Annotated in this window: 8 protein-coding genes and 2 pseudogenes; 6 read left to right on the forward strand and 4 right to left on the reverse strand. The window is 68.2% G+C overall.

Features of this window, described 5'->3' with window-relative positions:
• Positions 1-308 precede the first annotated feature (308 nt).
• Together ASF45_RS04260 and ASF45_RS35035 are read right to left on the reverse strand one after the other, a co-directional pair.
• Positions 309-2,111 (reverse strand): recombinase family protein, encoded by a 1,803-nt coding sequence (locus ASF45_RS04260; RefSeq protein ID WP_056657282.1) that lies wholly within the window; start codon positions 2,109-2,111, stop codon positions 309-311.
• Entirely contained in the window at positions 2,108-2,695 is a 588-nt protein-coding gene (locus ASF45_RS35035) for a recombinase family protein (RefSeq protein ID WP_156472833.1), read from the reverse strand. Before ASF45_RS35035 ends, ASF45_RS04260 begins: the two co-directional genes overlap by 4 nt.
• Positions 2,696-2,724: 29 nt before the next feature.
• Between ASF45_RS35035 and ASF45_RS04270 the strand changes: the two are divergent.
• The 5 genes and pseudogenes from ASF45_RS04270 to ASF45_RS04290 form a co-directional block, all read left to right on the forward strand.
• Positions 2,725-2,997: pseudogene (locus tag ASF45_RS04270) on the forward strand (JAB domain-containing protein); the annotation flags it as partial.
• A gap of 29 nt (positions 2,998-3,026) precedes the next feature.
• Complete coding sequence (locus ASF45_RS04275) at positions 3,027-3,632, forward strand: Smr/MutS family protein (protein ID WP_056657519.1); 606 nt, start codon at positions 3,027-3,029, stop codon at positions 3,630-3,632.
• A gap of 61 nt (positions 3,633-3,693) precedes the next feature.
• Positions 3,694-5,109 (forward strand): efflux transporter outer membrane subunit, encoded by a 1,416-nt coding sequence (locus ASF45_RS04280; RefSeq protein ID WP_056657288.1) that lies wholly within the window; start codon positions 3,694-3,696, stop codon positions 5,107-5,109.
• A gap of 17 nt (positions 5,110-5,126) precedes the next feature.
• Complete coding sequence (locus tag ASF45_RS04285; protein WP_056657291.1) at positions 5,127-7,022, forward strand: tetratricopeptide repeat protein; 1,896 nt, start codon at positions 5,127-5,129, stop codon at positions 7,020-7,022.
• On the forward strand, positions 7,019-7,510 hold the full coding sequence (locus ASF45_RS04290) for a methyltransferase domain-containing protein (protein WP_056657297.1): 492 nt from the start codon (positions 7,019-7,021) through the stop codon (positions 7,508-7,510). The genes ASF45_RS04285 and ASF45_RS04290 overlap by 4 nt, the downstream gene beginning before the upstream one ends.
• Here ASF45_RS04290 and ASF45_RS04295 read toward each other — a convergent pair whose 3' ends face one another.
• Entirely contained in the window at positions 7,511-8,725 is a 1,215-nt protein-coding gene (locus ASF45_RS04295) for a glycosyltransferase (protein WP_056657299.1), read from the reverse strand.
• 56 nt (positions 8,726-8,781) lie between these two features.
• Between ASF45_RS04295 and ASF45_RS04300 the strand changes: the two genes are divergently transcribed.
• Positions 8,782-9,534, forward strand: a complete 753-nt coding sequence (locus tag ASF45_RS04300; RefSeq protein ID WP_056657302.1) for a DUF5672 family protein — start codon at positions 8,782-8,784, stop codon at positions 9,532-9,534.
• Positions 9,535-9,590: 56 nt separating this feature from the next.
• Here the strand turns inward: ASF45_RS04300 and ASF45_RS35795 are convergent.
• Positions 9,591-11,349 (reverse strand): annotated as a pseudogene (locus ASF45_RS35795) (heme utilization protein); the annotation flags it as partial.

The following is an 11,349-nucleotide window of genomic DNA, read 5'->3' on the forward strand; positions in this document are numbered from 1 at the left end:
CTTGCAGGGGACTGGCGAGTGGAGGCCAAGAGAACTGGGTAGGGTCCATGTTTGGGGTGCCGGCCAGTCTTGATGGCTACCATGGAAAACGCGCAGGCGCGCAGGGGCCCTACACACGAGAGCTGATGGAGTTGTACGGCCAGAACTACGACCCCCGTCTCAACCTGCGTGGCCTCGCTACCGCGCCGCGTATGTCGAGCTAATGGACCAGTACTACGACTCGCGTCTCGATCCCGCGCCGGAAGACTACTACTTGCGGGTCATCTGAATGAAGAAAGCCAGGCGGTGGTGCCCGGCCTCTCACGACACTACAGCTCGGCCGCAACCTCCTCCGCGTCCTCCTCTTCGACCCTCTCCAAGTTGACCATCAGTTGAGAGAACTTCCTAGCCCGAGCAGCCGGCCGCTTGGGTTCGGGCAGCTCAAACGCCGGGTCGTTGTGCGCCGCCCAAATAGGCTTGAACTTCTCGACCCGCTCCGGGGGCGGCTTGTGGTGCTTCGCCTGGGGATTCGCACGTGAGGGCAACTGCTTGCTGGGAAGCGGCAGCGCCAGAGGCAATTTCTCGTCGCGAAACTTGATGAATGCGCAGTCATAGGCGTAGACCCACACCGCTTCGACGATGCGACCGAGACGCAGGTTCAGCGCGGCCCGAGCCTCAAGGGCCTCAACATCATCAGCGACGTACAAGAAGCTCATCGTCGTCTCGAGCCAAGCCTCATCGAACGCCCCCGTGCCGCCATCTCCCAGCTGAAGCGCACGAAGCTCTTCGATATGCCGGCGCAAGTCTTCTGCCTCCTCGGCGAGCCGCACCGACCGGTTGACAAAAACAGGCACCTTACCGCCGGTCTTGAACACCAAGTCTCCGGCAAGCTGAGCCTGCTCTTCTGTATCAGCGAGAGCAGCCTCCAGCGTGGCGATGCCGTCTATTTTTGCGACAGCCTGCGCATCCGCAAGGTCTTGATGGGAGTGCCCATACACAGCTTGCAAGAGGGCGAAATCGGCGTTCACCGCCGACATCGAAGGGCACTTAGTCGCCCCTGCCAACCTCGCAGAACACTGCAACTGCCCTTTGCTGTAGCCCTTCTTTTCGGTCTTACGGTGGATAGGCGCCCCGCAATGACCGCAAAACATCAGGCCGCTCCAGAGGTTGTAGAAGTTTGCGTCCCGCCGCTTGTGCACAAAACGCCCGCGAACGGAAGCGCGCGCTGCGGCCCATAGCTCATCCGAAACGATTTGCGGGTAGTACCCTTTTACCGGCTCACCTTCTGCAAGCCCATGCCAGTGCTGGGCATTTGCCTCGTGCGTCCGGATGCGGTGCTGATGCTCGCCCAGCACGGAGCGGTTGCGTAGAAGCTGGCCAGGCATCTGCGCATGCCAAATGCTGTCGTTCTTCGACAGCCTTGTCGGTATCGGCCACTTTTCAGTATTCGCGCGCGCGGCGATGGCTTTGGAGCCCAGACCGGCAACAGCAAGCTCGAAGACCTTGCGAACCACCTCGGCTCGCTCTTCCACAACAGTCCAAGGATGCACCTTCGATTCGCGTTCGAGCCAGCCAGGTGCAGCCCCGAATGCCTGTTGAGACCCCTCGCGCCTGTGCTTCCTGAACGTCTTTCGCAGGCGATCTGACTTATAGGCGCTTTCCTGGTGACCCCGATACAGAGTCACGACGCTCATCAAGAACGAGCCCAGGTCATGCATCGTTTCCGAATTCCAGACTTTGTCCGGATCGGTCATCGTGACCACGTTAAGACCGCTGTTTGCAAGTCCCATCAGCAGCGAAATCGCCGACGGGAGCGACTGCCTAGTAAGTCGGTCCAGCGCCTCAACAATCAAGATGGTCCCGCGCGGAATCGCGCCTGCAGCTACCTTGGCCTGCAACGCCGCGAGTGCGCCGGTGGTCGAGTTCGCGCCCGAGTAGGCAGAGACCCCAAGGTCCTTGAACTGGTCATGGTCCGACAGCTCAAGACAGTGCTTGTCGCACCACTCCTTAGCAGCTTCGACCTGCCGGATTTCACTCAGGCCCTTCGCTTGCTTGCGCGAGCTGAAACGCGTGTAGCTGATGACGCGGGGCTTCACCAACCCGCACTTGTTGAGCAGTTCGACGACGGTCATTGGGCCACCTTGCTAGCTTGAGCCAGGCGCTCGCGGCGTTGCTGATGACTCATCTTGGCGCGCTGCGAACGCAAGTCGCGCTCCGACTGCATCAGAACCAGCTCAGCGACGGTCAGCATGAGCATGCCCAGGTCGGCCGACAAATACTTGCCCCAGGGAAGCACGGAGTCGCTCAGCGTCACAATGGTCACGCCTGCAGTTGCAAGCTCCACAAACTGCAGAATCAACTCGGCCTGGTGGAAATCAGAGCGGCTGGGCACGCTGTCCAGCAGCAGGAAATTGCCAGCAGGAAAAGCTCCAGTGAGACGCTTTTCCTTCAGGGCGGCAAGCGACGCCACGCTGACGCAATCAGTCTTATCCACGCCAGCGCCGACCTCTGCGTGACGAGATTTCGAGGCGAGAGCAAGGCCGTGACGCTCGCACCAACGAACGGCTGAGAGGCTGTCTCGCGAAGTAGAAGAGGTGGGGGAAACAAGCAGCTTGAAGCTGATAACCTCGGTAGCAGAACCAGAGGTAGCAGGTGCAACGTTCATACAGTCATCCGTCAAAAACCCACGCTGCAGACACATCGCCGGCAGCTTCATGGGATCGGATTGGGTTGTACGAACGGGCGCGACTGATCGCGGACCTGTTCCGCCGAAAGTATACCCTAATCCAGGCCAGTGTCTACCCGCGCGAGGTGGTGGTGCGCGCGCTGGCCCACCACGCGGCCGCCGTCGTGCTGGCCCACAACCATCCGAGCGGCTGCGCCGAGCCATCCCGCGCCGACGAGTTGCTCACGCAGCAGCTCAAGGCCGCGCTCCAGCTGGTCGACGTGCGCGTGCTCGACCACGTGATCGTCGCGGCCGGCCAGGCACTGTCTCTCGCGGAACGGGGACTGCTGTGAGGGCCCGCTCGCTGCAGGATCTCGCCGCCATGCGCGGCCATCTCGCCGAACAGCAGCGCCTGGCGGCCGAACACGAGGCCGCGCGCCGCGAAGCCCGGCGCCGCGCCGACGCCGAGCGCAACCTGTTCGCCGACACGGCCGGCCCGGTGTTGCCGCTGCGCCAGCCGGCGCGTGTGCGACTGACACCCGAACAGCCCGCGCCGATCCCGGTGCAGCAGCAGCTCGACGAGCAGCGCGTGCTGCTGGAAAGCCTCAGCGACGAGTTCGACGCCAGCACTCTGCTGGACGTGGACGACGCCATGAGCTTTCGCCGCCCCGGCATCGGCACCGATGTGACACGCCGGCTGCGCAAGGGCGAGTGGAGCCTGCAGCGCGAACTCGACCTGCACGGCCTGCGCCGCGCGGACGCGCGCGAGGCCTTGTCGGCCTTCATCCGCGATGCCCACCGCCAGGGGCTGCGCTGCCTGCGCGTGGTGCACGGCAAGGGCCTGGGCTCGCCGGGCCGCGTGCCCGTGCTCAAGTCCAAGGTCCAGGCCTGGCTGATCCAGAAGCAGGAAGTGCTGGCCTTCGTGCAGGCCCGCGCGGACGAAGGCGGGGCCGGCGCGCTCGTGGTCCTGCTCAAACCGCAGTCCTGAGCGACAGAAGGCACACGCGGGCGCGCAGAACGGCGCCACCCGGCACTAGACTGCCCGCGCCATGCGCCAATGCCTGCCCCGCCCTGCCACTCCACGCACCCTGGGCGCGCTGTGCGCCGCGCTGCTGCTGGCCGGTTGCGCGCAGCAGGCACCGCTGCAGCGTCCGGAGGCGCCGGTGCCCATGGCCTGGCCGGGCCAGCTGACCGAGGGCGGGCAGGACGCCACCCGCATCCACTGGCGCAGCTATTTTTCCGACGCCCGGCTGCAGGCGCTGATCGCCGCTGCGCTCGAGCACAACCGCGACCTGCACATCGCCGCCGCCCGCGTGCAGGAGGCACGCGCGCAGTACGGCATCACGCGCGCCGACCGCCTGCCCGGCGTGAACCTGGGTGCGCAGGCTGCGATCCAGCGCTCGCCGCCAGCGCTGAGCGGCCTCGATGCGCAATCCAACGCCGACCGCTACGACCTGGCCGTCTCCACGGTCTCGTTCGAGCTCGATTTCTGGGGCCGGCTGGCCCGGCTGTCCGAGTCCGCGCGCGCGAGCTACCTGGCCACCGAGGAGGCGCAGCGTGCGCTGCAGCTCTCCCTGGTGTCGGATGTGGCCAGCGCCTACTTTGCGCTGCTGCAGCAGGACGAGGCCCTGGCCCTGGCACGCGCCAATCTGGCACTGCGCGAGGAATCGCTGGATCTGCTCACGCGCGGCCAGCAGATCGGCGCCGTGCAGGACTACGACGTGCAGCAGGCCACCGGCGCGCTGGAGAGCGCGCGCGGCACGCTGTTCGCAGCCACGCACCAGCAGACGCTGGCCACCAACCGCCTGCAGTTCCTGGTGGGCCAGACTCCCGCCGCGCTGCCGCCTGGCGACACGCTCACCGCCCAGGCCCTGGGCCAGTCGCTCGCCGCCGGACTGCCCGGCGAGGTGCTGCTGCTGCGCCCCGACGTGCTGGCGGCCGAGCAGCGTCTGGCCGCCTCGCATGCCAACGTGGGCGCCGCCCGCGCCGCGTTCTTTCCCAAGATCGTGTTGACCGCCGGGCTGGGCTTTGCCAGCCCCGCGCTGGCCACGCTGTTCAGCGGCGGCGCCTGGAATTTCCAGCCTGCGCTGAGCTTTCCCTTGTTCGACGGCGGCCGCCTGGAGGCCCAGGCCGACGTGGCCGAAGCGCGCAAGCGCGTCGCCATCGCCGAATACGAAAAAACCATCCAGCAGGCCTTCCGCGAGGTGGCCGACCAGCTCTCGGCCCGGCGCATGCTGGCCCAGCAGCTGCACGCCATTGCCGCCAACCAGCGCGCGCAGCAGCGCCGGCTCGAGATCGCCCAGGCCCGCTACGCCGGCGGCCTGGTCGGCTACCTGGAAGTGCTGGACGCGCAGCGCGACCTGGTCGGCGTGCAGCAGACCGCCATCGAACTGCGCCGCGCGCAACTCGACGCCTCGGCCCAGCTCTACAAGGCCCTGGGCGGCGGCGCCCGTGCCGGCATTTGAACCTCTCAGAACCACGCATGTCCATCTCCGACACCCTGGTGCGCGCCATCCAGCTGCAAGGCAGCGGCCACACCAACGAGGCCGCCGCGCAGTTCCGCGCCGTGCTCGCTGCCGACCCCGCCAACGGCCCGGCCCACTACTCGCTGGGCCTGATCGCCTGGCAGGCCGGCGACCCGGCCACCGCGCTGCAGCGCTGCGCGACCGGCGTGGCGGCCGCACCCGGCTTCGCGCCGCTGCACCATCTGCACGGCACCGTTCTGCAGGGCCTGGGCCGCAACGACGAAGCCCTCGCGGCCTACGACCGCGCACTGGCGCTGCAGCCCGACTTCATCGACGTGCTGCTCAACAGCGGCGCGTTGCTGCGCGCGATGTACCGCCACCACGACGCGCTGGAGCGCTTCAACCAGATCCTGCGCTTCGCACCCGACCACCCGTCCGCTCTGGGCAACTGCGGCATCCTGCTCACCGAGTTCAAGCAGAGCGCCCAGGCCATCGCGATGTTCGAGCGGTTGGTGCAGGTCAAGCCCGATGCCGACTACGCGCCGGGCCTCTTGTTCTTCGAACGCCTGCACGTGTGCGACTGGACCGATTTCGACGCGCTGCGCGCGCGCATCGTGGCCGGCGTGCGCGCCGGCCAGCGCGTGTGCAAGTCGCTGGCGTTCATGTCGGCGTCCAGCGACGCGCAGGACCACCAGCGCGCCGCGCGCATCTTCGCGGCCCACCAGAATCCACGCCAGCCGCAGCCGCTGTGGAACGGCGAGCGCTACCACCACCAGCGCATCCGCATCGCCTACGTCTCGCCCGACCTGCGCGAGCACCCGGTCAGCCACCTGATGTGCGGCATCTTCGAGCGGCACGACAAGAGCCGTTTCGAGACCATCGCCATCTCGCTGGGCGTGGACGACGGCAGCCGGCTGCGCGGGCGCATCCTCGCAGCCTTCGACGAGTTCGTCGACGCGCGCGACTGGACGGCCGAGCGCACCGCACGCTGGATGCGCGAGCGCGAGATCGACATCGCCATCGACCTGGGCGGCTACACCTCGGACACGCGCACTGCCATCTTCGCGTGGCGGCCAGCCCCGGTGCAGGTCAACTACCTGGGCTACCCCGGCACCATGGGCGTGGACTACTACGACTACATCCTGGCCGACCGCCACATCATCCCCGACGCCCACAAGCCCTTCTACGACGAGCAGGTGGTCTACTTGCCCGACGCCTACCTGCCTGTGGACGACAGCGTGCAGATCGCCGAGCGCACGCCCACGCGCGCCGAATGCGGCCTGCCCGCGGAGGGCGTGGTGTTCTGCTCGTTCAGCCACGACTACAAGATCACGCCGCCGGTGTTCGACGTCTGGATGCGGCTCCTGGCCCAGGTGCCGGGCAGCGTGCTGTGGCTGGTCTCGCGCGGCGAGGCCACGCAGCGCAACCTGCGCAAGGAAGCCGCGCTGCGCGGCATCGCACCCGAGCGGCTGGTCTTCGCCGGCCGTGTGCCCCGCGTGGAAGACCACCTGGCCCGCTACCGCCAGGCCGACATCTTCCTGGACACGCACCCCTACAACGCCCACACCACCGCCGCCGACGCGCTGATGGCCGGCCTGCCCGTGGTGACCCTGGTGGGCGACTCCTTCCCCTCGCGCGTGGCCGGCAGCCTGGTCAAGGCAGCGGGGCTGCCCAAGCTGGCGACCGACTCGCTGGCCGCCTACGAGACCCTGGCGCTCAAGCTGGCCCAGGACCCGGAGCGCCGGGCCTCGCTGCGCGCACGGCTGCTGCAGCGCGAGGCTGGCCAGGCGCTGAGCGACACCGATGGCTTTCGCCGCCACTTAGAGGCCGCCTACACCGCGATGTGGCGGCGCACCCAGCTCGGCGGTGCCAGCGATGCGCTGGCCTGCAACCCTAGCGAAGCACCAACATGACCAAGACCCTGGACCTGGGCTGCGGCCCCAATCCCAACAACCCCTTCAAGGCCGACGAGATCTTCGGCGTCGACATCCGCGAGGACATCGGCAACAACATCGCGGCCGCCGACCTGGCCATCGAGCCAATCCCGTATGCGGACGGCATGTTCGAGTTCGTCACCGCCTTCCAGTTCATCGAGCACGTGCCGCGCGTGATCTACGCGCCCAGGCACCGCAACCCCTTCGTGCAGCTCATGAACGAGATCTACCGGGTGCTCAAGATGGACGGCATCTTCCTGTCGGTCACACCGGCCTACCCGCACAACGCGGCGTTCCAGGACCCGACCCACGTGAACATCATCACGGAGGAAACCTTCCCCTGCTATTTCGACGACACCAACCGCTGGGCCAAGATCTACGGCTTCAACGGCCACTTCCGCATGCTGCGCCAGGAGTGGATGGGCGCCAACCTCGTCACGCAGATGCAAAAGCGCCTGCCGGCCTGATCAGAGCGCACCCAGCGCGTCCAGGATCGCCCGCACCACCAGCGGGTAGCCCGAGCGGCGCAGCACGTCCTGCTGCAGCGCCTTGACCAGCAATGCCCGTTCACGCGCGTGGGCCGGCTGGCTGAAGTGGCGCACCTTGTCGCGCAGTTCGTCCAGCGTGCGGAACGACACCTCGGCATGTGCCGGCGTCAGCGCCGCCAGCCCGTCGCGGGCATCGGTCAGGCACAGGCCGCCGGACAGCACCACGTCGTGGAAGCGGTTCACCACCGCGTGGTCGAACTGCAGCGATGAGATGTTGATGTTGACGCGGCTGCCGCCGAACACGCGCTGCACCGCGGCCGGTTCGTAGACCGCCGGGTGGTAGTGCAGGCCCGGCCGCGCCACCTGCAGATGACGCGCGATGCCGTGCAGGTAGGCCGGGTCGCCACCGTAGACATCGAGTGCATCGAGGCCAGCCTCCTCGAAGACCCAGCCCCGCAGCGGCAGCGTGAGGCCGGTGACGGCGTTGCGCAGCCACTGGGCCTGCGCCACGCGCAGCACGGCCCGGTCGGCGTCCGATCCCAGGCCGTCCAGCGCCTGATCGGCGAAGGCCTTGACCTGCGGCTCCAGCGCGCTGGCGAAATCCGTGCGCCGTGCCTGCAGCGCCGCGTCCAGCAGCTGCTGCAGCCGCGCAGACGCCTGGCGCGGACTGGCCTGGCTGGGCACCGCATGGCCGACGAAGGCCGCGTCGTGCACGAAGCCTTCGGTCAGCGGCTCGACCGGTGCGAACTCGCTGGCATGCGGCACCAGGCGAGCCTGGGCGATGCCCGCGGCCGCCAGGTCGGCGATGTTGCCGGCCTCGATGCACAGATGGGCCGCGCGCGCGGCCACGCGCTGCCAGGCCTGCAGCTTGGTGATGGCGCCCAGCAGGTCCAGCCCGCCCAGAATGGTGTCCTGGTGCAGGAACACCAGCCGGCCCGCGAAACTCTCGAAGTAGTGGCGGCCGGTGGTCGGCCGCACGGATTGCACCGCGTTGCTGGACGCCGTGGAGATGTAGACCGCATCGGCATGTTCGGGCTGCTCGACGAAGCGCTGGAAGCTCTCGCTGTCGAAGCCCTCGGGCTTGACGGCCAGCACCTGCAGGCCGTTGTGGGCCAGCTGGGCGCCGAGCGCCTGGGCGATGCGCCGGTAGATCGGCGTCTGCGACAGTTCGATGTAGACGGTGCGTGGGCTCATGGTGCCAGTGTGAGAACGGTGCACGCCGCGCACCGGGCTTGTAGTGAAATGGCGGCATGCCTTCCCACCACCCTGCGATTCTGGTGCCCATCTACCAGCCGCGCCTGTCGCCGATCGAAGAGTTTTCGCTGGATGTCTCTGTGCAGTCCCTGGCGGGCCGGCGCATCGACTTCATCGGCCCGTCCGACCTGGCGCTGGACTACTACCGGCAGCGCTACCCGCAACTGGGCTTCATCGGCATGGCGCCGCAGTGCTTCGCCAGCATCGCCGACTACAACCGCCTGCTGCTGGACCCGGCCTTCTACGAGCGTTTCGCCGCACAGGGCCATGTGCTGATCCTGCAGACCGACGCCGTGGTGCTGCGCGACGAGCTCGATGCCTGGTGCGCCTCGCCCTACGACTACCTGGGCGCACCCTGGCCCGAGGGCAACGAGCTGTTCGTCAACCTCGACCGCTTCGAGGGCAGCCTGGGCAAGCGCATGAAGGTGCATGTGGGCAACGGCGGACTCAGTCTGCGCCGCATCGACAGATGCGCCGCGCTGCTGCGCGAGTTTCCGCAGGCCATCCAGGTGTTCTGCCAGACCGGCTCCAGCGAAGACCTGTTCTTCGCCTTCATGGGCGCGCTGTCGGGCGGCTTCGTGCTGCCCAACGAGATCGTCGCTTCGCATTTCGCGCTGGAGTTGCGGCCCTCGTACTACCTGGCCGTCAATGGCGGCCGCCTGCCCATGGCGGGCCACGCCTGGTGGAAGTACGAGCCCGCCTTCTGGAAGGCGCTGTTGCCGCCCTCGCCCGTGCTCGACATGGTCTGAGCACATCGCCAGGCCGAGGCCGAGGCGACGACGGGGCCGCACGGCCCCGTCGTGCATCAGACCTTGGGCGTGCCGCCGCCGGCCAGGATGCCCTGCTGGGCCGGGTCCTGCAGGCCAGCCAGCGTCGTCATCGACTTGCCGAGCGCCGTGACCACCGCGGTGGACGGCGTGCCAGCCACCGGGTTGCCATTGGCGTCGAACTGGCGCATCGCGTCTGCCATGCCGACCACCACACCCTGCGTGGCCGAGCGCGCCGCCGCGGCGCTCGCCGGATCGGCGGCGGCCTGTGGCGCGCTGTTCCAGGCGGCGTCGCCATCGAAGCTGCCGATGGCCTCGGCCAGGCTGCCGACCTGCGCACGCAGGTCGTCGGCCGGCGCGGTGTCGGCCGCTGCCTTCTGCGCCACGAACCAGACATCGGCCGCCGCATGCGTGGCCCCGTCGCCGGTCTCGTAGCTGGACACCAGACCCACCAGGTTGCCGTTGTCCTTGCTGAGCTCGGCGCGGGCGTTCAGGTTGATGCTGGTGATGTTGTAGTCGGCCAGGGTGCGCAACTCACCGGATTGGCTCACACCGTTCGAGTCGGCATCCACCCACAGGCGCAGGTCGGCGAAGGCCGCGTCGTCGGCGCTCAGCACGCCGTCGCCGTTGCTGTCGAGCTCGCGCAGCGCAGCATAGCCATCCGCGGCGGTCTCGCCACTGGCCAGGCGCGTGGAGGTGCCGAACAGCTCGGAGCCGTCGTTGATGCTGCCGTCGCCGTTGCGGTCCAGCACCAGCAGGCCGTCGCCACTGGAGACCCAGCCCGTCTGCACGGCGTTGCCGTCGGCGAACAGGTCGAACTTGACGCCGGCCCGGATGCTCTGCGTCTGCACGCCGTTGCCGTCCAGGTCCAGGATCACGGGCGAGCCCAAGGCCAGGTGCTGGATCTGCGTGGTCGTGAATGCGCCGATCTGCGTCGTTGTCAACGCTTCAGCCTGCGTCGTGGTGAATGCCTTCACCTGGGCCGTGCTGAGCGCCACAAGATCGGCGGTCTCCAGCGCGCGCACCTGGGTGGTGGTCAGCGCCACGATGTCGCGCGTCTCCAGCGCTGCGGCCTGCGCCGTCGTCAGCGCGGCGATGCTGCGCGTGCTCAGCGAAGCGACCTGCGCAGTGGTCAGGGCCTCGATCTGCGCCGTGGTCAGCGCGGCGATGCCGGCTGTCGTCAGCGCGGCGATCTGGCTGGTGCGCAGCGCGGCCAGGTCACCCGTTTCGAGCGCCGCCACCTGGGCGGTGGTCAGTGCCGCGATGCCGGCGGTGGTCAGCGCCGTGACCTGCGTGGACGTCAGCGCCGCCACCTGGGCCGTGCTCAGGGCCGCGACGCCAGCCGTCGTCAGCGCAGCCACGCCCGCCGTGCTCAGCGCGGCGACCTGGGTGGTCGTCAGCGCGGCCACGCCGGCCGTGGTCAGGGCCGCCACCTGGTTGGTGCGCAACACGGCCACGTCGCGTGTCTCCAGCGCGGCCACCTGGGCCGTCGTGAGTGCCGCGATGCCGGCCGTCGTCAGTGCTCCGACCTGCGCCGTCGTCAGGGCTTCGACCTGCGCCGTGGTCAGCGCGACCACGCCAGTGGTCGCCAGCGCGGCGATGCCGGCCGTGCTCAGTGCTCCCACCTGCACGGTGGTCAGCGCGGCGAGGTCGGTGGTTTCCAGCGCCCGCACCTGCGTGGTGGTCAGTGCCGCCACGTCGCGTGTCTCCAGCGCCGCGACCTGCGCCGTGGTCAGCGCGACGATGCCGGCCGTGGTCAGCGATGCGACCTGCACGCTGGTCAACGCCACGACCTGG

The sequence above is a fragment of the Pseudorhodoferax sp. Leaf265 genome (genome assembly GCF_001422365.1).
Taxonomy (GTDB): domain Bacteria; phylum Pseudomonadota; class Gammaproteobacteria; order Burkholderiales; family Burkholderiaceae_C; genus Pseudorhodoferax.